This window comes from Streptomyces sp. LaPpAH-108, assembly GCF_000373625.1.
Classification (GTDB): domain Bacteria; phylum Actinomycetota; class Actinomycetes; order Streptomycetales; family Streptomycetaceae; genus Streptomyces.
In genome coordinates, this window is the sequence record NZ_KB891995.1 from 495928 (window position 1) to 521752 (window position 25825).

General features: G+C 71.9%; 28 protein-coding genes. 12 read left to right on the forward strand and 16 right to left on the reverse strand.

All coding sequences use genetic code 11. The features are described 5' to 3' along the window. Nucleotides 1–73 precede the first annotated feature (73 nt). The 3 genes from B079_RS0121340 to B079_RS0121355 all read right to left on the reverse strand — a co-directional run bounded on the left by B079_RS0121340 (nucleotide 74) and on the right by B079_RS0121355 (nucleotide 3292). Nucleotides 74–1909 carry an OmpL47-type beta-barrel domain-containing protein gene (locus B079_RS0121340; protein WP_158685038.1) on the reverse strand — a complete coding sequence of 612 codons (1836 nt, stop codon included), beginning with the start codon at nucleotides 1907–1909 and terminating at the stop codon, nucleotides 74–76. A gap of 301 nt (nucleotides 1910–2210) precedes the next feature. Next, nucleotides 2211–2453, reverse strand: coding sequence for a DUF397 domain-containing protein (locus B079_RS0121350; RefSeq protein WP_018547874.1), 243 nt, complete (start codon nucleotides 2451–2453; stop codon nucleotides 2211–2213). Continuing rightward, nucleotides 2450–3292 carry a helix-turn-helix domain-containing protein gene (locus B079_RS0121355; protein ID WP_026248916.1) on the reverse strand — a complete coding sequence of 281 codons (843 nt, stop codon included), beginning with the start codon at nucleotides 3290–3292 and terminating at the stop codon, nucleotides 2450–2452. The genes B079_RS0121350 and B079_RS0121355 overlap by 4 nt, the downstream gene beginning before the upstream one ends. Before the next feature lie 125 nt (nucleotides 3293–3417). Between B079_RS0121355 and B079_RS0121360 the strand changes: the two genes are divergently transcribed. Continuing rightward, nucleotides 3418–3831 carry a hypothetical protein gene (locus B079_RS0121360; RefSeq protein WP_018547876.1) on the forward strand — a complete coding sequence of 138 codons (414 nt, stop codon included), beginning with the start codon at nucleotides 3418–3420 and terminating at the stop codon, nucleotides 3829–3831. Here B079_RS0121360 and B079_RS0121365 read toward each other — a convergent pair. From B079_RS0121365 to B079_RS35995, 3 genes are all read right to left on the reverse strand, one after another. Further along, nucleotides 3824–4474 (reverse strand): hypothetical protein, encoded by a 651-nt coding sequence (locus B079_RS0121365; protein ID WP_018547877.1) that lies wholly within the window; start codon nucleotides 4472–4474, stop codon nucleotides 3824–3826. The genes B079_RS0121360 and B079_RS0121365 overlap by 8 nt on opposite strands. Nucleotides 4475–4538: 64 nt before the next feature. Next, entirely contained in the window at nucleotides 4539–5156 is a 618-nt protein-coding gene (locus B079_RS0121370) for a TetR/AcrR family transcriptional regulator (protein ID WP_018547878.1), read from the reverse strand. A 57-nt stretch (nucleotides 5157–5213) separates the two neighbouring features. After that, nucleotides 5214–5477 (reverse strand): hypothetical protein, encoded by a 264-nt coding sequence (locus tag B079_RS35995; protein WP_018547879.1) that lies wholly within the window; start codon nucleotides 5475–5477, stop codon nucleotides 5214–5216. Between B079_RS35995 and B079_RS32525 the strand changes: the two genes are divergently transcribed. The 3 genes from B079_RS32525 (at nucleotide 5457) to B079_RS0121385 (ending at nucleotide 8678) form a co-directional block, all read left to right on the forward strand. Beyond that, nucleotides 5457–6662, forward strand: a complete 1206-nt coding sequence (locus tag B079_RS32525; RefSeq protein ID WP_267880476.1) for an MFS transporter — start codon at nucleotides 5457–5459, stop codon at nucleotides 6660–6662. The two genes, B079_RS35995 and B079_RS32525, sit on opposite strands and share 21 nt — an antisense overlap. 657 nt (nucleotides 6663–7319) lie before the next feature. Continuing rightward, entirely contained in the window at nucleotides 7320–7796 is a 477-nt protein-coding gene (locus tag B079_RS36000) for a hypothetical protein (RefSeq protein WP_234016835.1), read from the forward strand. A 63-nt stretch (nucleotides 7797–7859) separates the two neighbouring features. Then, nucleotides 7860–8678, forward strand: coding sequence for a hypothetical protein (locus B079_RS0121385; protein WP_106432361.1), 819 nt, complete (start codon nucleotides 7860–7862; stop codon nucleotides 8676–8678). A 236-nt stretch (nucleotides 8679–8914) separates the two neighbouring features. On the opposite strand, the gene B079_RS0121395 is transcribed toward B079_RS0121385, so the two are convergent. Then, nucleotides 8915–9277, reverse strand: a complete 363-nt coding sequence (locus B079_RS0121395) for a VOC family protein (RefSeq protein ID WP_018547884.1) — start codon at nucleotides 9275–9277, stop codon at nucleotides 8915–8917. Between the two features lie 123 nt (nucleotides 9278–9400). On the opposite strand from B079_RS0121395, the gene B079_RS0121400 reads away from it, so the two are divergent. Beyond that, nucleotides 9401–10528 carry an FAD-dependent oxidoreductase gene (locus B079_RS0121400; protein WP_018547885.1) on the forward strand — a complete coding sequence of 376 codons (1128 nt, stop codon included), beginning with the start codon at nucleotides 9401–9403 and terminating at the stop codon, nucleotides 10526–10528. On the opposite strand, the gene B079_RS0121405 is transcribed toward B079_RS0121400, so the two are convergent. From B079_RS0121405 to B079_RS32530, 3 genes are all read right to left on the reverse strand, one after another. Then, nucleotides 10529–11230, reverse strand: a complete 702-nt coding sequence (locus B079_RS0121405) for a GntR family transcriptional regulator (RefSeq protein WP_018547886.1) — start codon at nucleotides 11228–11230, stop codon at nucleotides 10529–10531. 108 nt (nucleotides 11231–11338) lie between these two features. After that, entirely contained in the window at nucleotides 11339–11773 is a 435-nt protein-coding gene (locus B079_RS0121410; RefSeq protein WP_018547887.1) for a GNAT family N-acetyltransferase, read from the reverse strand. A 138-nt stretch (nucleotides 11774–11911) separates the two neighbouring features. After that, entirely contained in the window at nucleotides 11912–12952 is a 1041-nt protein-coding gene (locus B079_RS32530; RefSeq protein ID WP_018547888.1) for a hypothetical protein, read from the reverse strand. Between the two features lie 547 nt (nucleotides 12953–13499). On the opposite strand from B079_RS32530, the gene B079_RS0121425 reads away from it, so the two are divergent. Then, nucleotides 13500–15077, forward strand: a complete 1578-nt coding sequence (locus B079_RS0121425) for a hypothetical protein (protein WP_018547890.1) — start codon at nucleotides 13500–13502, stop codon at nucleotides 15075–15077. 67 nt (nucleotides 15078–15144) lie between these two features. Further along, nucleotides 15145–17034 (forward strand): ATP-binding cassette domain-containing protein, encoded by a 1890-nt coding sequence (locus tag B079_RS0121430; protein ID WP_037801720.1) that lies wholly within the window; start codon nucleotides 15145–15147, stop codon nucleotides 17032–17034. A 31-nt stretch (nucleotides 17035–17065) separates the two neighbouring features. On the opposite strand, the gene B079_RS0121435 is transcribed toward B079_RS0121430, so the two are convergent. After that, nucleotides 17066–17845 carry a TetR/AcrR family transcriptional regulator gene (locus B079_RS0121435; protein ID WP_018547892.1) on the reverse strand — a complete coding sequence of 260 codons (780 nt, stop codon included), beginning with the start codon at nucleotides 17843–17845 and terminating at the stop codon, nucleotides 17066–17068. Between the two features lie 95 nt (nucleotides 17846–17940). Here B079_RS0121435 and B079_RS0121440 point away from each other — a divergent pair, with 95 nt between their 5' ends. Continuing rightward, on the forward strand, nucleotides 17941–18327 hold the full coding sequence (locus B079_RS0121440) for a VOC family protein (RefSeq protein ID WP_018547893.1): 387 nt from the start codon (nucleotides 17941–17943) through the stop codon (nucleotides 18325–18327). Nucleotides 18328–18406: 79 nt separating this feature from the next. Here B079_RS0121440 and B079_RS0121445 read toward each other — a convergent pair whose 3' ends face one another. After that, entirely contained in the window at nucleotides 18407–19795 is a 1389-nt protein-coding gene (locus tag B079_RS0121445; RefSeq protein ID WP_078496034.1) for an aspartate aminotransferase family protein, read from the reverse strand. A gap of 224 nt (nucleotides 19796–20019) precedes the next feature. Here B079_RS0121445 and B079_RS0121455 point away from each other — a divergent pair, with 224 nt between their 5' ends. Next, nucleotides 20020–20592 carry a hypothetical protein gene (locus B079_RS0121455; RefSeq protein WP_158685040.1) on the forward strand — a complete coding sequence of 191 codons (573 nt, stop codon included), beginning with the start codon at nucleotides 20020–20022 and terminating at the stop codon, nucleotides 20590–20592. Here the strand turns inward: B079_RS0121455 and B079_RS0121460 are convergent. From B079_RS0121460 to B079_RS0121475, 4 genes are all read right to left on the reverse strand, one after another. Next, nucleotides 20564–21796, reverse strand: coding sequence for a tyrosine-protein phosphatase (locus tag B079_RS0121460; protein ID WP_026248918.1), 1233 nt, complete (start codon nucleotides 21794–21796; stop codon nucleotides 20564–20566). The genes B079_RS0121455 and B079_RS0121460 overlap by 29 nt on opposite strands. A 112-nt stretch (nucleotides 21797–21908) precedes the next feature. Then, nucleotides 21909–22286: a hypothetical protein gene (locus B079_RS36005; RefSeq protein WP_234016837.1), complete on the reverse strand. Its 378-nt coding sequence runs from the start codon at nucleotides 22284–22286 to the stop codon at nucleotides 21909–21911. A 155-nt stretch (nucleotides 22287–22441) separates the two neighbouring features. Then, nucleotides 22442–22714, reverse strand: a complete 273-nt coding sequence (locus tag B079_RS36010; protein ID WP_018547898.1) for a hypothetical protein — start codon at nucleotides 22712–22714, stop codon at nucleotides 22442–22444. Between the two features lie 353 nt (nucleotides 22715–23067). After that, nucleotides 23068–23805 carry an SLATT domain-containing protein gene (locus tag B079_RS0121475; RefSeq protein ID WP_018547899.1) on the reverse strand — a complete coding sequence of 246 codons (738 nt, stop codon included), beginning with the start codon at nucleotides 23803–23805 and terminating at the stop codon, nucleotides 23068–23070. Between the two features lie 233 nt (nucleotides 23806–24038). Between B079_RS0121475 and B079_RS0121480 the strand changes: the two genes are divergently transcribed. From B079_RS0121480 to B079_RS0121490, 3 genes are read left to right on the forward strand one after another with little or no spacing between them, the layout of a single operon-like run. After that, nucleotides 24039–24380, forward strand: a complete 342-nt coding sequence (locus B079_RS0121480) for a YbaB/EbfC family nucleoid-associated protein (protein ID WP_026248919.1) — start codon at nucleotides 24039–24041, stop codon at nucleotides 24378–24380. Nucleotides 24381–24431: 51 nt separating this feature from the next. Further along, nucleotides 24432–25031, forward strand: coding sequence for a recombination mediator RecR (recR, locus tag B079_RS0121485; protein ID WP_018547901.1), 600 nt, complete (start codon nucleotides 24432–24434; stop codon nucleotides 25029–25031). Next, entirely contained in the window at nucleotides 25024–25686 is a 663-nt protein-coding gene (locus tag B079_RS0121490) for a DUF5063 domain-containing protein (protein WP_018547902.1), read from the forward strand. Before recR ends, B079_RS0121490 begins: the two co-directional genes overlap by 8 nt. Nucleotides 25687–25825: the final 139 nt, after the last annotated feature.

The window sequence follows — 25825 nt, forward strand, 5'->3', positions numbered from 1 at the left end:
CCCGCAAGGGGACAAGGAAAAGGGGCTCGCACCGACCGACCGGTGCGGGCCCCTTTTTTCTGCGCGCTCCGGGTCAGGGGCGCTTGCCGGAGACGGTGACCGACTTCGTCTTCTCCAGGTTCTGGGCGTAGTCCACCGAGCGGAACCTCAGCACGTGCTTGCCCTTGCCGTGCACCGTGACCGGGGACGTGTACGTCTTCCACTTGCCGCCGTCGAGGCGGTACTCGGTCCTGGCCACGCCGGAGATCCGGTCCTTGGCGGTCAGGGTGACGCACACGTCCGGGCGGTTGGCGCCGTACCCGGCGGAGCACGGCGCGACGCGCGCCCTGGTGACCGGCGGCTCGGTGTCCAGCGGGAGGTTCAGCTCCGCCTCGCTCGGGGTCAGCTCGTCCTCGCGGGTCGGCGGCGGTACGTCGCCCGTCGCCTCGGTGCGCCCGACCGCGCCGACGCGCAGCAGGACGTTGCTCCAGTCGTCGAAGCCGGTGAGCGTCGTGCGCTGACCGTCGTTGTTGACGTCGAAGCTGACCGGCGCCGTGTCGATCACGCCGTTGCAGTTCCAGTCGACCTGGCCGTCCGCCGCGGGTACCAGGACGAAGGAGCCGCCGTTGCTGCCCGGGCACCAGTGCCGGACGTCGTAGGTCCCGCTGCTCGCGGGGTACGACCGCTCGTCCAGGCTGTTCTCGTCGAGCGAGGTGTTCCGGCGGGAGAGGTCGGTGAGTCCGCTGGTGGTGCCGGAGGTCAGACCGAACTGGTAGAGGTAGTTCATCGAGCTGAAGTACTGCGGCTTGTTGTTGACGTTCTGGTCGCCGCCGTGCTCCAGGTTGAGGTTGTGCCCCAGCTCGTGCAGGAAGGTGCCCGCCTGCTCGGCGACCGTGCCCACCTGGCCCGCGAAGCTGCCCAGGCTGACGATGAGGTCGCTGCCCGGGGTGGGGGCGATGCCGCTGGAGGAACTGCCGGACTCCAGGTTGTGGGCGGAGATGGCGTAGTGGAAGATCGGCGCCCGTCCGGTGCTGGTGAAACCGCCCGTCTGGTTCTTGATCGTGTTGAAGGCGTTCCACTGGTACATGCCGCCCACCGACGTGCCCAGGTTCGTCTGCTCCGGCAACTGCCGGGCCGTGCTCAGGGTGCCCCAGGTCGCGTTGGTCGCGAAGTTCATGATGCTGTCCGGTCCGGCGTCCACGTGCAGGTTGATGCCGGTGGTGGGCGAGTGCCGTGAGTAGGGGGAGTTCGCGAAGGCGTCGACCACCTGCTTGATGGCGGCGGGGGCGAGCGCGTGACTGTGGTTGTCGTTCGCCATCCAGTCGAGCTGGACGAAGATGTCCGGCTTGTCGACCGTGGCGCCCATCCCGGGCAGGTCGATGAACTTCAGCCCCGGCGCGGGCGCGGTGTGGGCGCTGCCGTCGGCGGGGTTGATGTAGATGCCGTTCCGCTTCCAGTTGTCGGGGATGCCGTCGCAGGTCGTGGAGTTGCAGTCGAAGGTGAAGTCGACGGTCGGGTTGATGCCCTGGCCGCCGCTGTGGCTGATCACATAGCCGGACGGGGCCGACTGGGTGTAGGTGGCGTCGCCGACGATGGGTGCGTCCCACCCGATCTGGACCTGGGCGGACTCCCGGTAGACGTTGTAACGGAGGTTCCCCACGTTGCCGTCGGTCGGGCCGCACAAGGTGCTGAGGGTCCACGTGGCGGTGGTTCCCGCGGCGATGCGCTGCGGCAGATTCGCGGGGCATCCGTTGTAGTTGCCGCCCCCCGGGGTCAGATCGCGGTCGCTGTTGTTGATGAACCTCACGGTCAGCATCGTGCCCGCGCGCTGCGCGGCAGCCGACGCCCCGGCTGCCGCCAGCATGAGCAGGGTGACGGCGAGGGCCAGCATGCCCAGCGCCGTGCGCCCTTGGTAACGCTGTGTATTCATGGCGGCACGTTAGGGCGACGCCAGGTGTCTCCCCCGTGCGGCTCGTCGTACGGTCACTCCGCTGGCCGCCCGCCAGGTGCGGGGGGCCGTCCGGCGGGGTGCGATCGGGGTATGAGCGGCGAGCGGGGTGTCTTGTGCCGGGGGCCCTACGGCGGTGAGGGTGTCTCCTCCGGCGGACCCGACTGTGTGGACCCCGCCGTGTTCGAGGTCGTACGGCAGGGGCGGGCGCCGTTGGTGGTGTGCCCGCTGCATCTCGGTCCGTCCCTGTTGGTGGGGACGGGGATTCTGTGGCCGCCGGTGATCAGACTCGTGGGGCGCCCGTGAGGAACGAGGTCCACGCCGTGGAGGAGACGGTGAGGTGGGGGCCGTCGGGGATCTTGGAGTCGCGGACGTGGATGTCGTGGGGGCAGGTGGCGACCTCGACGCAATCGCCGCCACTGTCATTGCTGTACGAGGACTTGTGCCAGGTGTAGGCGGTTTCAACGCAATTGCCGCCGCTGTCGTTGCTGTAGCTCGACTTGAACCACCGCAGGGTGCTGGTCATGTCCGTTCTTCTCCCGCCAACTTCCGGATAAAGCTCAGCGATTCGTCCGGGCTCAGAGCCTGTGACCGGATCTTCGCATACCGGTGGCTGAGACGCGCCACCTTAACGGGATCACTGATGAGGGTGCTCTCGTCCTCAATCTCCAGGTAGACGACGTGTTCGTGATCCTTGGTCACGACCAACACCATGTCGCCTCGGGTGCCTGCATGACTACCCTTCGCGCCCCGGTTCATGGACATCACTTGAAGACTGACGTTGTCCCGCTCGGCATCCTCCAAGAGCGCGTACAGCTGGGCCCGTTGGATGTCCCAGCTTCCTACGGGCCGTCGCAGCGCCGCCTCGTCGAGAATCAGCTCGATCATGGGAGTTGGGTTGATGCGGTCGAAGAGCGCCCTTCGCGCAATGCGTGCGGCAACCAGCTCGTCCACTGTTGCCTCGGCGAGTGGTGGATAGCCGCCTCCGATCAGCGCCCGCGCGTACTCCGGCGTCTGGAACAAGCCAGCGACCACGTACGTCTGGTAGGAGGACAACGTCACCGCCTCCGCCTCCATGAGGGCGAAGTCCTGGAACTGCGGCGGGTACTTCTCCATCAGCATGAGCTTGCGGGCCTTCTCGAACAGGCCCATCCCGTCGCCGATGGCTTTCTCCAGCGCCACCAGCATCGCGTCACTCGCGGGCTGCGCACACGTCTCCACCGCGCTGATGGCGGACGCCGTGTAGCCCGTCAGCTTGCCCAGTTCTTCCTGCGTCAGCCCGTGTTTCTCGCGCAGTGCTTTCGTGAGGAGGGCGACCATGCGCGCCGCGCCACCTGCCTGAGCCTTATTTGCTGCCCGCGCCATTGCGGTCACCCCCGGACTCAACCGAACTCAACCGGTCACCATTACTCACCGCCCGTGCCCGACCGTTTCGAGGTATCGACGGAGAGTCATGGAAAACCGTAGCGCCCACCACTGACACTGTCCCCATGAATACGCAAAGTCACCTGGCGATCCAATGGCTGCCCACCAGCGGCATCCACCTTCGCAGGGCTGGGGTTCAGTTCGACGCCGTCCGGCTGGACGGCGATCCGGGGCGGCGCCTGGCCGACCGGCTGGCGCGGATGACGGGGGGTGAGCCAGGGCCGGTGGTGGAGTCGGGCAGCGGACGCCGGAGCGTGTACTTCCTCGTGGAGCCGGGGAGTACGGCCCATCACGCGTGGCCGCCGGAGGTCACCCGGCTGACGAGCGGGCCGTTCCGGGTGAGCTACATCCCGGTGCCCGCGCTGAACGGGCCGACCTGGCCGCTGAGTTGGCGGTTCCCCCCGACGGCGGCCGACCGGTTCGTGCACACGATGCTGCTGCGCAGCGCCCTGCTGAACAGCCCGGACGCGCTCAGCTGAAGACGATCATCGAGCCCTGGGCGAGGGAACGGGTGGCGGCGGCGTGCAGGCCGAGCCAGACGTGCCGTTCGCGGGCGAAGGGGCTCGGGTCGTAGGGCGCGGGGGCCGCGGCCTCTTCCAACTCGGTCGGTGCTGAAGGCGGTCGGGGAGCGGCCGGCGGGTTGGCGGGGTCGATGCCGAGGGCCGGGGCGATGTGCTCCAGCTCGCGGAGCAGGGCGTGGGTGGAGCCCAAGGGGCCGCCGCCCGCGAGGAGTTCGTCGTTCGACAGCGGGTGCGGGAAGTCCACGGGGACGTACGCACCCGCGTGGTCGTAGTGCCAGACCAGATGGGACTGCTGGGCGGTGGACTCGAACATCTCCAGCAACTGCTCGTAGTCGCCGCCGAGTTCGTCCACCGGGGTGACGGGCAGGCCGCAGACCTGGAGCAGGTGGACGCGGCGCAGGAAGTGCAGGGCGTCGTAGTCGAAACCGGCGACGGGGGCGACGTCGCCGGACAGGCCCGGCATGTACGGGAAGACCGGCACCGAGGGGAGTCCGGCGTCGGTCAGCGCGCGGTTGTAGTGCGCGAGTTCCTCGGCGAACGGGTTGTCCGGGGCGTGGCACAGCACGTCCACGAGAGGGACCAGCCACAGGTCGCAGGCCAAGGAAAGCTCCTCGCACGTCGGGGCGCGTCGGGTGTCGCGGGTGGACAAGCGTAATGCGTGGGGGTCAGGGGGGCGGGGTCCGTGCGGAGGGTGCTTCGGGATCTTCGGGTTCCCTGGTGGGGAGGCCGCGCAGGAGGACGTCCAGATAGAGGTCGAAGCGGGGGGCGCTGGGGCCGATCTCGTGCCCTGCCTGGCGGGCGCCGAGCCACTGGGTGACGCCGAGGCCGAAGACGTACCAGCTCTGTTCCGCCATCTCCTCGTCCGCCCCGGCCAGCCGGAACGCCCGCGTGACGCTGTCGCGGAGGCGGGCGAAGGGGGTGGGGGCGTGGCGGTGGGGGGCGGCGACGCGGGCGGCGAATCCGGGGGCCGACAGGAACTCGTCGTGCATGCGCCAGGCGAGGGTGGTGAGCCAGTCCCGCCAGGTGGCCGCCGTGGGTTCCGTGGTCGGGATGATCCTCTCCACCACCGTCTCGCTGACCAGGTCCATCAGGTCGTCCCGGTTCTTGACGTGCCGGTAGAGCGCGGAGTGCGACACGCCCAGGTCCTCGGCGAGGTCCCGCATCGTCACCGTGCGGAGGTCTCTCTTCAGCGCCGCGGTGACGATCCTCTCGCGGTTCAGGCGGGGTGGGCGGCCGAGTCGGGGGGTTCTGGGGGGTGTGCGGGACGGCTCGGGGTCGGTCACGGCGTCAGTGTACGGAGACTTTTAGTGACCGCTGGTCATTAATGAGTTAGGGTGCCCTTACTTCTTGTCGTGCTTGTGCTCGTGGTGAGGGGTTGGGCGGATGTGGGTCTTGGCCGGGGTGACGGCGCTGGTGCTCGCGGTGCGGCGGAAGGCCGGGGGCGGGGGTGCGTTCGGGGGTGCGGGGGGCGGCACGGTGGTGCTGCTGCTCGCCGCGTTCGCCGTGGCGTTGGGGCAGACCGTCGTCGTGGCCGTACTGGCCGCTTTCGCGCGGGAGTTGGGGGTCTCGGCCACGGGGGCGGGCTGGCTGCTGACCGCGTTCATGCTGGCGTCGCCGTCTCGACGCCGGTCGCGGGGCGGCTGGGGGATCTGTTCGGGTACCGGCGGGTGCTGGTCGGCGGTCTGGTGCTGCTCGTCGTCGGGTCCGTCGTCGCGGGGGTGGCGACGCGGCTCGGCTCCTACCCCGGGGTCCTCACCGGGCGCGTCCTCCAGGGGCTCTCCGGCGGGGTGTTCCCCTGCGCCTTCGGGCTCGCCCGGCAGACGGTTCCCGCGGAGCGGTTGCGGGGGGTCGTCGCCGCGCTCAGCACGATGTTCGGGGTCGGCGGGGCGCTGGGGATGGTCGTCGCGGGGCCGCTGGCGGATGTGGCGGGAGTGGCGGGGGTGTTCTGGCTGGTCGCGCTGCTGGGGGTGCTTGCGCTGGGTCTGGCGGGGGTGTGGGGCGGAGTCGTGGCGTCCCCTCGCGGGGGCGGGCGGGTCGATCTCGGCGGGGCGGTGCTGCTCGCGGGCACGCTGGTGTGTCTGCTGCTCGGGATCAGTCAGGGGCGGGCCTGGGGGTGGTCCTCGCCGGGGATCGTGCTGCTGTTCTGCGGCGCGGTTGTTCTGGGGGCCGGGTTCTGTCTTCTTGAGCGGCGGCATCCTGAACCGCTGGTGTCCCTGCGGTTGTTGACCGGGCGGGCGTTGCTCTCCGTCAACGTCGCGACCGTGGTGGTGAGTGTGGGGATGTTCGCGGCGGTGCTGCTCGTGCCGTTGCTGGCGGCGACCGGGTTCGGGTACTCCGCTTCCCGTACGGGGTTGTTGATGCTGCCGATGGCTGTGTGTATGACCGTCGCGGGGGGTCTTGCGGGGCGGGTGTTGCGGGTGGTGTCGGCGCGGGGGCTTTTTCAGCTGGGGGCGGTTCTGGCGGGCGCCGCTCTGGCGGGGTTCGGGGTGCTGCATTCCCGTGTGCTGGAACTTCTGGTGTGGGGCGGGGTGTTGGGGGTCGGGTACGGGTTTGCCTTCGCCTCGCTGGGTGAGCTTGTCGTGGGGGCGGTCGGGGTGTCCGAGACGGGTTCCGCGACGGGGGTGAACACGATTCTCCGCACCGTGGGGGGTGCGGTGGGGTCGGTGCTGTGCGTGGCGATCCTGGCGGGGTTTTCTTCCGACCCGGGGGAGGGGTACGGGGTGGCGTTCCTGGTCTCTGCGGTGATCGCGCTGTCTGCGGCGGGGGTTACTGTGCGGCGGCGCCCCTGACGGCATGCCTTCGGCGCGGAAGCGGGTTCGCCGTCCGGCGGGTGCGGGGTGCGGGTGCGGATCCGTGGGCGGGGCACCCGGCCTCCGGCCGGGTCTCGGTTCCCACCCGCACCACCCGTACAACTTTCGTCGTCGGGTGCGGGTGGCCCCTGTGGGGGGTTCTCGCCGTCGGCGGGTGCGGGTGCGGGTGTGGGTGGGGGTCAGCTTTCGTTGTCGGGTGCGGGTGGCCCTCGTGGGGCGGATTCGCCGTCGGCGGCTGGCGGGTGGGGGTGGTTCCTGGGGGGCGGTCTCGCCGTTGGCGGGTGGGGTGGGGCTTCCGTTTCTTGGGTTCGGGGCAGGGCGCGGTAGCCCGCTGGGCGCGTATCTTCCAGACTGCTCCGTTCGGCAGGTGGATTCATCCCATAGGTGGAAGCATCCCCTTTACCTATGGGCGGGTGTCGTCCGCTGCATCGAGACTGGTCCGGGATGCGGTGACCGCATGGTCCGACCCGGTGCATCCCCGCTCAGAGCAAGGGGAATGTCATCCGTAAGAGGAAGTTTCGTCTGACCGTCGCCCTGCTTGCATCCCTGATGGTCGGAGGGATCTCGGCCTCGGCAGCGACTGCGTCCATCCGAGACAGCCGTCCAGCGGAGGGCTCTGCCTCACAGGTAGGTGCCGTGGATCCGATGCCGGGTGTCGCGCCCCCCGGCTCCGACGGAACCGCGGTCTATCTGGACGGTGCCGGCCACCCGATGGACATGGGTACAGCCAGGGCGTCCGGCGGTAGCCGGGAAGCCGCGGCGCTTGGATGTACCCCGGTCAGTGGCAGGGACAACCCCCACCGGTCTGCCACTGGGGTGGCGGTATCGGGCCATGGGTGGTGGAAGAAAGGGAACTGCAGCAGCGACCGCGCCAAGGTGTTCAACTGCCTGTATGAGTGGTACACGGACAACAGCTGGCGTCAGCAGGCATGTTCACCGACGAAGACGCTCAAGCCCGGCGGTGGAAGCACCCAGCGCACGGCGGCCCGTCATGACTGCCGCGACACCGAGCGAACGTCGTGGCGCAACCACGTGGACGTCGACGTCGTCGGGGAGATCGACACCGCGGAGAAGCCCATGAACCAGGCTGAAGTGAACTGCCGGGTGTACTGAAAACCCACATCGGCCCGCCCGGAGAGGCATACCGGGGGCCCCGGCAGGACCATGGAGGACCACGTGTCGGAGCAGGACGCCACCGCAGGGCCGGGCATCGCGCCGACGTCCCTGCGTACGGCGGGCACCATGTTCGCCGCTCTCTACGGGGAGTCGGACCCGTACCCCTGGCACGATCCCGGGTCCGAGCACGACGCGTACCAGTTGTTCTACCAGCGGTCGCTGGCCATGGGGTGGCTCGACGAGCGGGCGGGCGAGGGTGAGGCGCCCGGGCTCTGGGGGATGAATGATGCGGGGTGGGGTCATCCCCGCGATGACTTCGGGACGGATCTCGTCTCGTGGTTTCAGGTCGAGGCGAGTGCCGTGGCGGATGATCGGCCGTTGCCCGTGCAGCCGTTTCTGCGTTGTGCCTGGGATGTCACGGTGCGGCTCGGGGTGGTGCGGCTCGGGGCCGTGCAGGTGCTTCTGCCGGTGCAGGGGGTCGATGCCGGCGTGCGGCCGCCTCAGGCGGCCGTGCCGTCCTTGGGGACGGTCGACTGGTTCGGGGAGGGCGACCCGGGGGCGCGGGCAGTGGTGACGGTTCGTGTCGACAGTGGTCAGGATCCGGCGGTCTCCGCGGTGGGGCCACAACTGGTCAGCTGTCTGGGGCAGTTGGATCAGGGCCTCTTCGGGTTCCGGGCGGACGGAGCCGCCGCCCCGGACCCCGCGCCGCCCTTCGACGACAGCTTCTGGAACGGGCCGTCCCGGCACGCCCTGACGCTGCGCGGCGAACTCCCCGAGTGGTCATGTGACGCCGTCGGCTGGGTCGCCGAGACCGTCGCCGACTGTGCCGCCCGCCTCGGCGTCCGCACCCCCCTGCTGCTCACCGTCACGCGAAACTGAGTCGCTCCCCCGCGAGGGCGCTGCCAGCTTCGCGGCCGTGATCGTGTACCCCCTGTGGCATGTGGGCCACCAGAACGAGGCCGGCGAGAACGGCTCGACCGTGCACGTCGATCAAAACGGCGTCTTCTGCGACGAGTTGGACGGCGACGACGTCAAGCTGCTCGGCATCTACTCCAGCCCCGAACGAGGACGAGTGGACGGAGGGCTTCGTCCGGGTCATGCCGGGCGAGTAGACGTCACGCGTCGGGGGCCCGCCGGTGGCTCAGCACGTTGACCACCTTGCCGTTGGGGTCGCGGACGAAGAAGCGGCGTACTCCCCAGGGCTCGTCCTGGAGGGGGTGCAGGACCTCGGCACCCTGGGCGCGCACGGCCGCGTACGCCGCGTCCACGTCGTCCACCTCCACGCTCAGGTCCGGGACGACGGGCGCGGTCGCGTCCTTCGTCATCACGCTCACCTGCGCGGTCGGGTTCGCCGGGGAGGCCAGGGTCAGGATCCAGCCGTGGTTCATGACCTCCTCGAAGCCGAGGAGGCCGTAGAAGGCGCGGCTCTCCTGGAGCGCCTGCGACGGGATGGTGGGGACGACGCGGCGGACGGTCATCGGGGCTCCAAGTCCTGGGGCGGCGGGGGGCTTTCCGGAAAGTGTCGTCGCGTTGTCGGGTGGCCGGGGCGGTTGTCGGGCACGTGTCGGGGGTTTGTCGGCCGGGCTTGGGAGCTTGGGGCCATGAGCACTCACGTCACGATCATCGGTGCGGGACTCGGCGGCCTCACGCTCGCCCGCGTCCTGCACGTCCACGGCATCCCGTCCACCGTCTACGAGGCGGAGCCCTCCCCGGAGGCGCGCGCCCAGGGCGGGCTGCTCGACATCCGCGACTACAACGGCCAGCTCGCGCTGCGCGACGCCGGTCTCCACGACGAGTTCCGCGCCCTCATCCTCGAAGGGCGCCAGGCGACCCGCGTCCTGAGCCGGGAGGGCGAGGTGCTGCTCGACCTGCCCGACGACGGCACGGGGCCCCACCCCGAGGTGCCGCGCGGTGAGCTGCGGCAGCTGCTGCTCGACTCGCTGCCGGAGGGCACCGTGCGGTGGGGGCACAAGGTCACCGGGGTCCGGGGGCTCGGCGGGGGCCGTCACGAGGTGGCCTTCGCCGACGGCACCGCCGTGGAGACGGAGCTGCTGGTGGGCGCGGACGGCGCGTGGTCGCGGGTACGGCCGCTGCTGTCCGGCGCGATACCCGAGTACACCGGCGTCTCCTTCGTCGAGACCCATCTGCTCGACGCCGACACCCGGCACCCGGAGAGCGCCAAGCTCGTCTGCGACGGCTCCACGATGATCCTCGCGCCGGGCAAGGGGGTGCTGGTGCACCGGGAGCGGGGCCGGAGCCTGCACACCTGGGTGATGCTCGTCCGGCCGCGCGACTGGTTCGACGGGATCGACTTCTCCGACTCCGACTCCGCCTCTGCCTCGGCGCTCGCGCGGATCGCGGGCGAGTTCTCCGACTGGGCGCCCCAGCTCACCGCGCTCGTCGCCGACGGCGACACCGCGCCCGTGCCGCGCCACATCCACTCCTTGCCCGCCGAACACCGCTGGGAGCGGGTGCCGGGCGTGACACTGCTCGGCGACGCGGCCCACCTCACGGCGCCCAACGGGGAGGGCGCCAACCTCGCCCTCTACGACGGCGCCGAACTCGGCAAGGCGATCGCCGCGCACCCGGGGGACGTGGAGGGGGCGCTCGCGGCGTACGAGCGGGAGATGTTCCCGCGCAGTGCGGCTGCCGCGCTGGAGGGGGTGGATCTGCGCGAGATGCTGGGCGAGGAGACGCCGTACCACCTGATCAGGATGTTCACGGAGTAGTCACTCCGCCGCCAGGCGCTCCACCAGGGACAGGGAGTGCGCGTTGGCTTCCGCCACGATCGCGCGGGCCACCTCCGCCTCCCGCCGGGACAGCGCGTCGATGAGGTCCGTGTGGCCCGCCCACAGCCGTCCGCGCACCTCGTGCGGCTCGGGGCGGCGGCGCAGGTGCTGGACCGCGCAGACCCAGGAGCGCAGGCGGAGGCGGTGGAGGAAGTCGGCGAGGTAGGGGTTGCCGAACAGGACGCTCAGCTCGCGCCAGAAGCGGAGGTCGTAGCCGACGAGGACGGTCAGGTCGCCCGCCGCGTTCGCCCGCTTCGCCTCCTCGCCCCGGCGCCGTACCGCCGCCAGCGCGCGCGCCGTGCACGGGTCCTCGGGGTGCGCGAACGCGGTGTGGCCCTCCAGCAGCGCGCGGAACATGCCCTCCGTGATCAGGCTGCGGGCCTCGATCATGGAGCGGTAGTCGGCCAGCGAGTACTCCGGGACGCGGAAACCCCGGTGCTGGTCCGCCTCAAGCAGGCCCTGCGCCGACAGATCCACCAGCGCCTCACGGACCGGCGTCGCGGAGACCCCGTACTGGTCCGCTATCTCCTTGACCGTGAACGCCCGCCCCGGCCGCAGCCGCCCCGCCAGCACCTCGTCCCGCAGCGCGTCCGCGATCTGCTGACGGAGAGTACTGCGCGTCACGCCACCGATGGGGGCCATCGTCCGGGCGTCTCCTCACACGATCGGGCGCGGTCGTCGTACCTGCTTGCCGGTCTGCTCACTCTTGCTTACGAGCAAGAAACCTTACGCGTTCGATCCCGCCCCCCGTCAGCCGTGGTCCACCCACCGGACTTCCCCGTCGACGGTGGTGGTGGAGGGAACGAGACCCAGCCCCCGCGCCACCGCCATCGAACCCGTGTGACCTGGGTGGATGTACGCCGCGAGCGGCCCCCACCCCGCCGCCCGCAACCACTCCGCCATCGCCCCGGCCCCCTCCCGCGCGTACCCCTCCCCCTGATACGCCACCCCCGTCACCCACGCCAGCGCCGCCTCCGCACCACCCCCGGGCACATGCCTCAGCGTCGCCTGCACGGTCCCCACCAGCCGCCCGTCCCCCCTCCGCCGCACCAGCCAGTTCAGCCAGCCCTGGCCGCCGTCGGGGGAGCGCCCCTCCGCCTGCCGGACATAACGCGCCTCCAGCTCCGCCAGCGTGCCCGGCACCCCACCTGTCCAGGTGTGCAGCCGCACGTCGTCCAGAAACACGAACGCCTCGCGCGCGTGGTCCGGGCGGAGGGGTTCCAGGTGGAGGCGGGGGGTGGTCAGGGGGGACGGGATGGAGCCAGGGCACGGGCACGCCTCGGGGTCTGGGGGGTATAAGGCTGGAAAACAGCGCCGACCGCGTCAGCGATGGTGGGCGAGGAAGATGTGGGCGCGCTCGTCCAGCTCGGTCGCCGCTCGGACGCCTCGGGTCCGGTAGGGACGGAGGTCGGAGCGCAGGGAGCGGACGGCCTTGAGGGTACGGGCGGACTTCACTCCCGCCATCGTGTCGATCGCCCGACCCCAGGTCGCGCACGCCTGTTCGATATTGTCCTGCTTGGCCAGCTGCTCGGCCTGAGCGACCAGGTCGAGGGCGATGATCCGCGCGTATGTCGTTCCCGGGCGGCTGGCCGCGGCGGTGGCGTACTGCCGGGCGGCGTTGTGCCGGTCGCCGAGGGTCTCGAACACCTTCGCCGTGCGGGAGTGGACGGTGGCCGCCGGCGGGCCCCACACCAGTGCCCAGAACGGGACCTCGTCCCCGGTGCCGCCCGCCAGCGCGGTCTCGGCGAGCTGGACGTCGGCGAGGGCGCGGCGGGCCTGGCCGGTCTTGGCGAGCGCGTGCGCGTGGGTGACGGCGAACAGCGCCTCGACCTGTCGGCCGACGTAGCCCCTGGCGCGGTCCCAGCCGGTCTCGGCCAGGGCCAGGCAGTGCTCGGGCCGGTGCAGCTTCATGCCCTGCTGAGACATCGTGCGCATCACGAACCCGTCCTGCCCGGGGACGCCCGAGGCCCGCGCGAGGGCGAGGGACTGGAGGTAGTAACGCTGGGCGAGGCCCTGCTCCCCGCTGTCGTACGCCTTCCAGCCGCACAGGTGGGCCGCTGCCGAGGCGACCGAGAGCGCGTCGGCGCGGACGTCGTCGTCGGCGAACCGGCCCCGGCACAGCTCGGCGACGTCGGTGATGAGGTACTGCGCGAACGCGGCTCGTCCGTGCTGACCGCCGTGGCGCTCGTCCATGTCCATGAAGAGCTTCACCACGTCGCGGACCGCGACCACGTCGGCGTGCCCGACGACTCCGCCGCCCCTGACCGTGCGGGTGCGGGCGGCGGCTTCCTGGACGGCCTGGAGCGGCAAGGCCGCCGCGGCCATGGAGTAGGCGGAAGCGGACAGGAATCGGCGGCGGTGCACGTCGGCCTCCCCGATGGCGGTGAGCGTCTCGATGGGATCGAAGTCCAGCGTCAGCCCGATGCCGTTCCCCTCCGGGCGGTTCGGCGCCCTGGACCCAGTGAGGTACGGCCGACTTGTTGGTACCCAGGGGCAGGCCGCTCTCCGACGCTACGGCCTTCACGGCGCGGGCTACGCCGTCGTACGGCAGGCCGGACTCCTCGATGAGTGCTTTGAGCTGGTGGTTCGCAGTGCGCTGGCTCATGGCGTCCTGCCCTCGTACACCCGTTGGACAGCTTCGCGCGCTGGAAACGGTACCCGCCAACTCCCTTGCTCGGTCCCCCGATTGAGTAACTCGGTGATGTTCCGTCAACGGGCTCGGTCGAGAAGAAGCGGTGACACCGCCCGCTACGAGGACAAGGCCGCCGAGACCTCGGACCAGGGCCGGTTCGAGGACTGACCTGGCGGCATCGCCCGTAAGGCACCACACCAGCGTCACCGGGGCCCGCGCCCGGCCGAGAGCCGCGCGGGCCCCGTCGTATGCCACCCGGCGAGAAGGGAGAACAGCGGGATGCTGACGTTATCGGTCGACTTGCGGACCGACCCGGGGCCGTGGGAATGGCGAGGCGACGAAGAGGGCTGGGGCCGCGGAACGGCCCGTATCCGGCCGCTGGCCCACCCGGCACTGGAGGCGCGGGCGGTCACCGACGGCACCCGCACACTGTTCGTCGTACGGGAGAAGGCCGCCGGCCGCCCCGCTCTGCTGCGCTCGGTCTCCCCGGCCCGGGTCGACGAGGCGGTCTACGGACGCGCGCTGAAGGAGTGCCAGGACTGGCCGCTCCAGGGCATCTGGATCGAGGCCGGCCCGCAGGGACTGCGCCTGACGACAGGGCTCGGCGGGGTGTGCCCGCTGTACCTCGCGCACGACGGCGGGCACCTGGCCGGCTCGTGGCAGCTGATGGACCTGCGCGACCGTCTCGGTGCGGACCGGTTGGCGGAGAGGGAGGTGATGCGGCTGCTGACCGGCTTCCCCCGCTACGGGCACGACACGCTGTTCACCACGGTCAAGCGGCTGTCGGAGCGCTCCACCGCGTACGCCGACGCCGAGGAACTGCGTCTGGTGTACCCGGCGGCGGCCGAGCACGCCCAGCCCTCCGAGCTGGCGGACCGCATCGGTGAGGCCGAACTCGTCAGAGCCTTCGAAGCGTTGACGGATCACGTGTTCACCAAGCGGCCCGTCGCGGCGGGGCAGACCGCGGCCCAGTTGTCCGGAGGGATGGACTCCACCAACCTCGCCATCTCCCTCGCCCTGGCTCACCCCGGGGCGATCACACCGTGCGCGATGCTCATCGGCGGTGCCGCCGGGCCCCAGCAGGAGGCGCGGCGCCGGGTGATCATCGAACAGACCGGGTTCGCCCCCGACGTGACCGTGCGGGCCGCCGATCATCCGGCGCTGTCCCCGGGAGGACTGCGGCGCTCCCGGGCGGAGGCGGTCAGTCCGCTGGACGAGCCGCATCTGGAGGCCGCCGACGCGCTCGCCCAGGTCCTGCGCGCCCGGGGCGTCCACACGGTGGCGGCCGGGTTCGGCGGCGACGAGGTCGCTCGCACCCGCCGCACCGCCGGTGCGCCCGCGCGGACGCCCGCCGCGCCGTCCTGGTGCGGCGAGCGGGTGCGCGACCTGCTGGGGGAGGTGGACACCTCCATCTCCCCGGCCACCGTGGCGCCGGAGACCGCGCTGATCGCCCTGGAGGTCGCGACCCCGCTCATGGCCCGGCGCGGCCTGTGGACCGTCGCCCCGTTCACCGACGCGGACATGGTCCGCTTCGGGCACCGTCTGCTGGCCCGGTGGAAGACGGACAAGCACCTGTTGCACCGGCGGCTCGCCGCCCGCGGCCTGCCCGCGGAGGTGGTGAACCCGCCGCTGCGGGAGAACTTCGGCCCCCTCATGAACGCGGCCGTGCACCGCCATGCGACCGGGCTGCTGCGCGGCTGGGGCAGGGAACTCCACCTCATCGAGCAGGGCTACCTCGACGCGGCCGTGCTCGCCGAGACCGTCGAGCGGGCCGCTCTCAGCCCCGAGGACGCGGCGCCGTACCGTACGGGCCTGTACCTCGTCACCGCCGTCGAGCTGGCGCTGCGGGCGCTGTAGACACCTCCGTCACCGGCTGGGCGACTTCGGCGCAATCGGCCCCGTACGCCCTGCCGGTCCCGCGAGGATGGGGCGGGTGACCGACTCCTCGCCCGCCCCGCGCCCTCCCACCGCCCCGCCGCAGCAGGTCGGCTACCGGCCCGACCCGCACGCCGAGGACATCGCGAGTGCCACCTGGTGCCGGATGGCCGCCCGCCTCCCTCAGACCCTCGCCGCCGCCGTACGGCTCGGCTGGGCCGCAGACCGTCCCGCGATGCTCTGGCTGGGCCTGTGCCAGCTCGCCGTCGCCGCCTCCGCCGCCGTCGCCCTGGCGGCGCTGCCCGGCGCGATGAACCACCTGTTCGGCGGCGGGGACGTCGCCGCACGCGTGACGGCCGCGACCCCCGCGCTCATCGTCGCCGCCGTGGCCACCGCCGTCCGGGTCGGCGCCGACGCGCTCGCCGTCTACGCCGCCACCCGCCTCGGCCCCGAAGTCGCCACCGAGGCCGACCTCCAGATCCTCGCCGCCGCCCCCCGGGTCGAGCTGGAGGCGTACGACCGGCCCGGGTTCACCGACCGGCTCCAGGCCGCCGGCAAGGGCGCGGAGGCGACCGAGGACCTGATCGGCGACGCACAGGCCATGGTCTCCGCGCTCGCCCAGCTCGTCGCCGCGGCCTCGGTGCTCACGGTGCTGCATCCGCTGCTGCTGCCCCTGTTGCTCCTGGCCGTGGTGCCCAAGGGTGCCGCCGCGGTGAGCACCGCGCGCATCAGGCACCGCGCGGACTTCCAGAACATCTCCGACAACCACCTGCGCCACCTGTTGCGGTACTACTCCACCGACCGCCGCACCGCCGCCGAGGTCCGGGCGGCCACCATGTCCGGCTTCCTCCAGCGCTGGTACCGGGAGATCACCGACCGGATCAAGGCCACCCACCGGGCGGCGGCGCCCCGCGTGCTGCGCGTGACGCTGGCGGGCTCCGCCGTCGGCGGTCTGATGCTGGCCGCCACCTGGGCCGCTCTGGGCTGGCTCGCCGCGAGCGGACGCATGGACCTCGCTGTCGCGGCGACCGCCGTCGTCGCCGTACGGACCTGTACCGGGGCGCTGACTTCGCTGGTGATGGCCGCGGCCCGGATGTTCCGCACCAGCCTCTACCTGGAGGACTGGCAGGCTTTCCTGCGCCGTGCCACGGCCCTGCGTGCCGAGCGCGGCACCAGGCGGATCGCTGCGGACGGTCCCACGGTGATCGAGGCGGCGAACGTCACCTACGCCTACCCCGCGGCCGCCGCCCCGGCGGTCGACTCGGTCAGCCTCACCCTGCACCGGGGCGAGCTGATCGCGCTGGTCGGTGAGAACGGCTCGGGCAAGACCACCCTGTCCCGCCTCCTCACCGGCCTGTATCTGCCCACCTCGGGGACGGTGACCTGGGACGGAACCGATCTTGCCGAGGCCGACCCGGCCGGTGTGTGGTCGAAGGTCGGACTGGTGCCGCAGGACTACACCCGCTGGCCCATGGACCTGCGCGCCAACATCCACCTCGGCCAGCCCCGCGCCGACGACGACGGCCCGCTCCTGGAGGCCGCCCGCGCGGCGGGCGCGGACAGTGTCGTCGACACGTCCCCGTACGGGCTGGACACCCTGGTCGCGAGCTCGAACTGGGGCGGCGCCGACCTCTCCGGCGGGCAGTGGCAGCGGATCGCGGTCGCCCGCGCGTTCTACCGGGACGCCAGGATGCTGATGCTGGACGAGCCCACGTCCGCGATGGACCCACGCGCCGAGAACCTGGTGATCCGCCGGTTCAGGCAGCTCGCCGAGGGAAAGGCGGCCGTCTTCGTCACCCACAACCTGGAGAACGCGCGGATCGCGGACCGCGTCATCGTCCTCGACCACGGCCGGGTCGTGGAGTCCGGGACGTTCGACTCCCTGCTCGAAGCGGCAGGCTTGTTCGCCGAGCTTTACAAACTCGCTCAGGACAGGTGACATCTGCGCCGGTCGCAGGGAGGCAGGGGCGTCACCGGGGGCGGTCCATCAGGTGGGCGAGGCCGTCCAGGATGCGGTGCAGGCCGAAGGTGAAGGCGTGTCCGGGGTCGTACATGCCCTGGTGGGCCGCGCCCGCCGCGCTGCCGACGCGGGCCGCGAGGGGGAAGCGGGCGGGGTCGAAGACCTTGGCGAGGAGCGGTTCGTTGGCCTCCCACCACTGCGCGTCGGACAGGGCGCTGTCGCGGGTGGCGGCCTTGGTGTCGAGGGTCGCGTGGGCGACGGAGCGGACGAAGTCGAGCAGGAGGGTGAGGGCCGCGTCCATCTCCACGTCGTCGAGACCCAGACCGTCGAAGGCGGCCAGTTCGTGTTCGTACTTGGCCATGAGGCCGGGGCCCAGCGGGGGGCGCGCGGTGGACATGGTCGCCACCCAGGGGTGACGGTCGTACAGGTCGCGGTTCTCGCGGGCGACGGCTTCCACTTTCTCGCGCCAGGGGGCGGCGGCACGGTCGCCGCGCGGCATCCGCAGGTAGACGAAGTCCAGCATGAGGTCGAGCAGTTCGGCCTTGCCCGGGACGTAGGTGTAGAGCGTCATGGGGGTGACGCCCAGGCGCTGGGCGATGTTCCGCATGGTCAGGGCGTCCAGGCCCGCGGAGTCGGCCAGCTCGACGGCGGCCTGGACGACCGCGTCCACCGTCAGGCCCTGCTTGGGGCCGCGCCGGGAGTCCTCGCGCCCCGATGCGCCTCCCGGCATGCGCCACAGCAGTTCCAGAGTGCGGGCCGGATCACTTGCGCCCCGTTGTTCCTTGACCATGGGCGTCATTCTCCCGGCCGATCCCGCCAGGGAATACTCTGTATGTCGTACAGTATACGTTGTACAGAGATTGACTCCGGCTACCAGGGCAGGCCATGAAGATCACTTCCAGCGCCATCTGTCTGACCGTCGACGACGTCCCCGCCTCCGCCGCCTTTCTGACCCGGCACTTCGGCTTCGGTGAAGCCATGGCCGCCGAGGGCTTCGTCTCGCTGGCCCGCGAGGACGCCCCCAACGTCGTGTTCCTCCGGCGCGGGATCGAGGTGCTGCCCGAGGGCTTGCGGGAACAGCACGCGGCGGGCGTGATCGTCGCGTTCGTCGTCGCCGATCTGGACGCCGAGTACGAGCGGCTGCGGAGCGAGGGCGCCCCCATCACCCTGCCGCTGCGCGAGGAGCCGTGGGGAGAGCGCCTGTTCCAGGTCACGGACCCGAACGGCGTCGTCGTCCAGCTCGTCGCCTGGGCGGACCCCGAGCACCTGTGACGGCCTCGGGCCGACCGCCATGTGGGCGGTCGGCCCGAGAGGTGCGGACACGGGGTCCGGCCGGTGTTCTGGGGTGAGGTCAGCCCGCCATGTGGGCGTCGGTCGTGTTCAGGGCCGTGTCCAGGGCGGACAGGCCCTCCTTGAGGTCTTCCTCGGTGATGTTGAGGGGCGGGACGATGTGGGTGCGGTTCATGTTCACGAAGGGCCACAGGCCGTGCTTCTTGGCGGCGGCGGTGAAGGCGAGCATGGGGGCGTTGGAGCTGCCGGAGGCGTTGTAGGGGACCAGGGGTTCGTGGGTCTCGGTGTCGCGGATCAGGTCCAGGGCCCAGAACATGCCCGTGCCGCGCACCTCGCCGACGCTCGGGTGCCGCTCGGCCAGCTCGGCCAGGGCGGGGCCCAGGACCGTCTCGCCGAGGCGCTTGGCGTTCTCGACGATTCCCTCCTCCCGCATCACGTTGATCGTGGCGACGGCCGCCGCGCAGGCCAGCGGGTGGCCTGAGTAGGTCAGGCCGCCGGGGTAGGGGCGCGTGGCGAAGGTGTCCGCGATCTCCGGGGAGATGGCCACGCCGCCGAGCGGCACGTACCCCGAGTTCACGCCCTTGGCGAAGGTCATCAGGTCCGGGACGACGCCGAAGAGGTCCGCCGCGAACCACTCGCCGGTACGGCCGAACCCCGCCATCACCTCGTCCAGGACGAACACGATGCCGTGGCGGTCGCAGATCTCGCGGACCCCGGCGAGATACCCCGGCGGCGGCACCATGATCCCCGCCGTGCCCGGGATCGTCTCCAGGATCACCGCCGCGATCGTGCCGGGCCCCTCGAAGGTGATCGTCGTCTCCAGGTGCTCAAGGGCCCGCGCGCACTCCTCCTCCTCGGTCCGCGCGTAGAACCGCGAGCGGTAGAGGAACGGCGCCCAGAAGTGGACGACACCCGCCGTGCCGCTGTCGGAGGGCCAGCGGCGGGGGTCGCCGGTGAGGTTGACCGCCTGCTGGGTGCCGCCGTGGTACGAGCGGTACGCCGAGAGCACCTTCGGACGCCCGGTGTGCAGCCGGGCCATGCGGATCGCGTGCTCGACCGCGTCGGCGCCCGCGTTGGTGAAGAAGATCTTGTCCAGGTCGCCGGGGGTGCGCTCCGCGATCAGCCGGGCCGCCTCCGAGCGGGCCTCGACGGCGAACGCGGGCGCGAACGTCGTCATCTTCGCCGCCTGCTCCTGGATCGCGGCGACGACCTTCGGGTGCTGGTAGCCGATGTTGGTGAAGACCAGCCCGCTGGTGAAGTCCAGATAGCGCTTGCCCTCGTAGTCCCAGAAGTACGAGCCCTCCGCGCCCGCCACGGCGAGCGGATCGATCGCGGCCTGCGCGGACCAGGAGTGGAAGACGTGGGCGCGGTCGGCGGCCTTCACGGCGCGGCCGAGAGCGGGGTCGGGGGTCGCGTACGGCTGTGGCTGTGCCTGCGGCTGTGACGTCATGCCCGGGAGGGTATGCGGCGCGAGGTGGCGCGCGACATCGGCGCCCTGCCTGCCGGGTGGCCCCACCGCGCGACAGACTGTCGGTTTCCCGCCCGTCCCCGCGACCACGCCCCTGGCCCGGCCCGCCCCACTATTCTCGGAACCCGCGCACGTCCGGGTGATCCCCCGGGTGCGCCTGGGCTGCGCGTACGGGGGTGCGCGCCTTGGGGGAGGGCGGGGCTGTCGTGGACCGTTGGGGGCCGGAGGAAGTCGAGCACGGGGCGGTGGGCGACGGCGACCACTGGCCGACCGCCACCGGTGGCGGCCAGGGCCCCTACGGCCACCCCCAGGCCCACTCCTACGGCCCACCGACCCCACCCGCTCCCCGCCGGGGCCGGGGATCCACCGTCCTCCTCGTCGTCGTGGCCCTGGTCGTCGCCCTCGGCGCGGGCGGCTCCGTCTACGCCCTGCTCCAAGAAAACAGACCCACCGCCACCCCACCGGTCGACACCAACCCGGAGGACTCCGTCCCCACCGCCTACGTCGGCACCTGGCTGTCCGACGGCCACCGCCTGACCCTCACCCGGGGCCGCCCCGGCGACCTCGTCCTCACCCTGGTCACCGACACCCCGGCCCGCCCCTGCGTCGCCACGGCCCGCCTCGCCGCCGTCACCCCCACCGCCCTCCACTTCACCGCCCCCACCCCGCACCTCCCGACCTGCACGGCCACCCCCCTGACCACCCTGACCCTGCTCCCCGACGGCCGGGTGAGCGGCGGGGGGCTGATGTTCAGACGAGCCGCTTCTCCAGCAGGGTGACCGCGTAGGGGCTGCCCAGGCCGCCGTCCTTGGCGGACTGCTCGCCCACGACCGCGTAACCGGCCGCCTCGTAGTACCGCCGCAGCCGGGCGTTGTCCGCCAGGCAGTCCAGACGGCACCGGGTCCGGCCCGACGCGGCGATACGGCGCTCCGCCTCGGCCAGCAGCAGGCGCCCGGTGCCCGGGGGCGCGGTGCGGCGGTCGGTCATCAGGCGGTGCACATAACCGGCGACCGGCGGCTGCGGACCCCAGGCCGCCGGGTCGTCCCACCACAGCTCCCAGGCCCCCGCGACCGGCCCGCCGGGCCCGAGGGAGGCGATCCAGACCTCGCCGTCCGCGAGCCGGGCCCGGAAGTGGTCCTCGCCCAGCTGGCCCGGCTTCCACTGGTCGATCCCCCGGCCCGCCTGCCAGCGGGCGGCGTCGTCCCGCAGCCGTACCAGCGTGGGCAGGTCCCGCTCGTCCGCGCGCCGGAAGTCCAGGCCGGTCAGGAGGGCGCGGCGCAGCGCGGCCACGAGGTCGTCGTCCACACCGAGCAGATCGCGGGCGTACTCCCGGACCGAGCCGTACTTCGCGGTCAGCGCGTCGAGGAACAGGCGCATGACCTCCGCCGGTGCCCGGTTGTGGCCCGGCCAGGTCGCCACCTGGCCCGGGTGCTCGGCCCGCCAGTCGGCGACCAGGCGCTCGGTGGCGTGCTCGGTGAGCGTGAAGTCCGCGACGATCTCCGGCTCCGCCACGCCCAGCAGGGCCAGGACGAGGGCGGCCAGCAGCCCGGTGCGGTCCTTGCCGGACGCGCAGTGGAACACCACGGGCCCGTCGGCGGACGCGATCACCTCCAGGGCCCGGCGCAGCTCGGCGGTCCCGTCGTGGGCCACCTCCAGATACTTCCCGGCGAGGAACGGCCCCGGCTCCACCTCCGGACCCTGCCCCGGCTGGTCGTAGGGACGGTGCTCGACGCTGAGGTTGAGGTACGTGAGCGAGGCGTGCTCGGGGACACGGCCCCGGGCCTCGATCTCCCACGGATGGCGCAGGTCGATGACCGTACGGACGCCCAGCGCGAGGAACCGCTCCCAGTCCGCGCCGCCGAGCTTGCCCAGCGAGTCGGAGCGGAACAGCCGCCCCCAGCGCACCACTTGGCCCTTCCCGGCCGAATAACCGCCCAGGTCACGGAAGTTGTGCAGTCGCTCGAAACCTATGTGTCTGTCCACGAGCGGGCACTCTACGGTCGCGACGTCCCCCGTCCGCTCCGGCGCGCCCCCGCATGACCGAGGTCCGGCCCCTGGTGCGGGACCGGACCTCGGGTTCAGGCAGTGGTGGGGATCAGGCGGCCCGGTGGGTGGCCTTGGTGAGGCGGCCGTAGGGGTCCGGGGTGGGCGTGGGGGTGGGGGGCGGGCACGGGATGTCCGTGTTGGTCACCGTGCAGGTGGCGTGGGTGCCTGGGGGGAGGGTGACCGTGTTGGCGGTGACCGGGAGGGGGCCGTCGGCGGCGGTGCAGGACCAGGGGGAGGAGGTGTAGCCCTCGGGGCCGGTGGATTCGGTCAGGCGGTAGGTGCCCGCTGTCACCGTTCCCGTGGCGCCGCCGGGGCCGGTGAGGCGGTCGGGGCCGGTGGCGGTCAGGGTCCAGTCGGTGGGGATGGCGGTGCCGCCGTGGGTGTTGACGACCTTCTTCTCCAGGGTCAAACGGGCTTTGCAGGTCACGGTGTTGGTGACGGTGAGCCGGTTGTGCTCGGCCGTCAGCGTGGTCCGGTACGGCAGCGGGGCGGCGGCCGGGGGAGCCGTCCACCTCGGTGACCCGGCTCCGGGTCAGCTCGCAGTCGTCGGGCAGGGTGACGTCCTCGCTCACGGTGGCTTCCTCACCCCGGTCGTAGCCGGTGCGGGGGGTGCCCCAGGGCTTGCGGGGTGGCAGTGGTCCCGTCCGGGCCGGTCAGGCTCAGCGCGGCCTCGTACCCGTCGGGCTGGTCACCCTTGGCGTACGACGTGCCGTCGATGCTCCCGTGCTTGTCCACGGTGAGGTCGGCGGACTCCGCCGGAGTGGCATCGGGCCGGTTGTAGACGACGCAGGAGACACCGCCCTGGCGCTGGAGGTCCACCGTGAACCCGGTCGGCCCGGAGTTGGTCACCGGCACGGACGTGCCGTCGTCCAGGTTGGTGCAGACGGCGTTGGCCCCGCCGCGCTCCGGTCACCGCCGGTGCGGACCGTCACCACCGAGGTCGTCGCCGTCGGGGCGGGGACCTCGGCCCGGGCCGCGGGGGCCGCCGGAGCGGCGAAGGCGGCCGGAGCCGGGAGGCTCGCCGCGCCCCCCCCGCGCCGAGCACGGCTGTCAGTACGCCCACCGTCCGCAGGACTGAGGCGGTCAGTCGCGGGTTCGCCCGTCCACTTGGGCCCGCGACGCGGGAACGCCCGACCCGCTCCAGCGCCTCCCCCTCGGGCCCGGCGCCGATTCGCCTGTCCGAGGGCACGCCGCGAAAGGCGGGGCGATCACCTCGGCTCCGGGGGCCGCTGGCGCGGCATGTTCGGGCGGGGGGCCGGGTGGGCGTGCAGCGGGCGGGGCGCGGGGACCGAGGGGTCGGGGCGCGGGAGCCGGGGTGTGGTGTGCGGGGTCAGCGGGGAGGGGGCCGCCCGGAACTCGGACATCCAGTCGGAGGTCTCGGCCCGGACCAGGTCCGTCACGTCCTCGCAGAAGCGGCGCAGGACGCCCAGACAGCGGTCGGCGGCCTCGCCCGCGGTGCCCTCCGCCGGGCCCAGGACCTCCCGCACGCACTCCGAGGCCCACTCGAACTGGAGGGTCTTCAGGCGCCGTTCGACCGCCTGCGCCGTGGCGATGTCACGCATCCAGCCCGAGGTGACACCGAAGTAGCGGTCCAGGCCGGTGCAGGCGAGGGCCAGCACGAACGCCACGTACCCCCAGGGCGCCAGGCCCGGGACCGCGCGCGTCAGATCCAGGAGCGGCAGCACACCGCCCGTCGCCACCCCCACCGTCGTCCCCAGCCGCAGCAGACGGGCCGTGCGGCGGCGCCACAGCCGGTCGCGGAGATACCACGCCGCCGTGCGCAGCGCGCCGTCCTCCACCCAGCGGTACAGCTCGTCCAGCCGCTCCGCCGGTTCCCCCCAGTCGCCCAGCGGGAACGCCCGGCCCGTCAGGTCGCCCGCCCCGGTCGTGCCCCCGCCCCACCCGTCCTGCGGCGGACCCTCGGGCTGCATCTCCGCCTGACCCACCCGGCACTCCCTACTGAAACCGACCCACTCCATGACGCGCGCGCCACCCTTCCTACCGCCCAATGGGTGGCCAAGTGGTGGCTTTCCCGGGCAATCCGCCCGTAAGAGGGTCTTGATCAGGTATAGGGCCGGGGTCCTTCTCACCCGAAAGAGTGGCGGGGCGAGGGCCGCCCGGAGCACGTAGGCTCGTGCCAGAGCGGCGTACGCGACGCCGGTACGGACAGGAGCTGATCGTGATTCCCGGTGGTGGCCAGCCCAACATGCAGCAGTTGCTCCAGCAGGCGCAGAAGATGCAGCAGGATCTCCAGCGGGCCCAGGAGGAACTGGCGGCCACGGAGGTCGACGGCCAGGCGGGCGGCGGTCTCGTCCGGGCCACCGTGACCGGCTCCGGCGAGCTGCGCGGCCTCAAGATCGACCCGAAGGCGGTCGACCCCGAGGACACCGACACCCTCGCCGACCTGATCGTCGCGGCCGTGCAGGCGGCCAACGAGAACGCGCAGACCCTCCAGCAGCAGAAGCTCGGCCCGCTGGCCCAGGGGCTCGGCGGCGGTGGCATCCCCGGTCTGCCGTTCTGACGCCGGGGCAACTACCGTACGTACCGAAAGGTCTCCAGGAAAGGCAGTCCGTTGTACGAAGGCGTGGTCCAGGACCTCATCGACGAGCTGGGGCGACTGCCCGGCGTCGGTCCCAAGAGCGCGCAGCGGATCGCCTTCCATGTGCTCCAGGCCGAGCCGACGGACGTCAAACGGCTCGCCCAGGCACTCCTGGAGGTCAAGGCCAAGGTCCGGTTCTGCGCGGCCTGCGGCAACGTGGCACAGGAAGAGCTGTGCGGCATCTGCCGCGACCCGCGCCGTGACCCGTCGGTCATCTGCGTGGTCGAGGAGCCCAAGGACGTGGTCGCCATCGAGCGCACCCGTGAGTTCCGGGGCACGTACCACGTCCTCGGCGGCGCGATCAGCCCCATCGAGGGCGTCGGCCCGGACGACCTGCGCATCAGGGAACTCCTGGCCCGGCTCGCGGACGGCACCGTCACCGAGCTGATCCTCGCCACCGACCCCAATCTCGAAGGCGAGGCCACGGCGACGTACCTCGCCCGCATGATCAAGCCCATGGGTCTGAAGGTCACCCGCCTGGCCAGCGGCCTCCCGGTCGGCGGAGACCTGGAATACGCGGACGAGGTGACCCTCGGCCGCGCCTTCGAGGGGAGACGACTCCTAGATGTCTGACGCCACGCTGCACGCCACGACGCAGAACCCGGACGACTTCGCGGTCCAGGTCGCCGACCAGGTCGAGAGCTTCCTGGTCGCGGTCACCGAGGTGGCGAAGGGGGACGAGCCCGGCTCGACGGTCCCCTTCCTGCTCCTGGAGGTCTCCCAGCTGCTCCTGGCGGGCGGCCGGCTCGGCGCGCACGAGGACTTCGTGCCCGACGAGCGCTACGAGCCCGACCTCGGCCCCGAGCCGGACGTCGACGAGCTGCGCGAGAACCTCGCCCGGCTGCTGGAACCGGTCGACGTCTACTCCGAGGTCTTCGACCCGTACGCGCCCAGCAAGGCACCCGTGCCCGCCCGGATCTCGGACGACATCGCGGACCTCATCACCGACCTGCGCCACGGCATGGCCCACTACCGCGCGGGCCGCACCACCGAGGCCCTGTGGTGGTGGCAGTTCTCCTACTTCTCCAACTGGGGCCCCACCGCCTCCGCCGTGCTGCGCGCCCTGCAGTCCGTCCTCATCCACGTCCGCCTGGACCAGCCCCTGGAGGAGCTGGACGGTCTCGACACCGACCAGGAACCCATGGGCGACGACCTCCTGGAACGGGAGGCGGGGCGCGTCATGGAGGAGGAGATCGGGACGCCGCTCGGTATCCGGCAGGGCGGCTGAACCCCGGCTGACCCCGGCTGACCTCCGGTTGATCCCCGGGGAGCCCGTGCGTTGTGACGCGGGGCACTTTCCGCGTGATGCCCGGCGGGCTGGGCAGGTTCGGATCGGGCATCCGGTGTCTCACCATGCGGGAGCACGG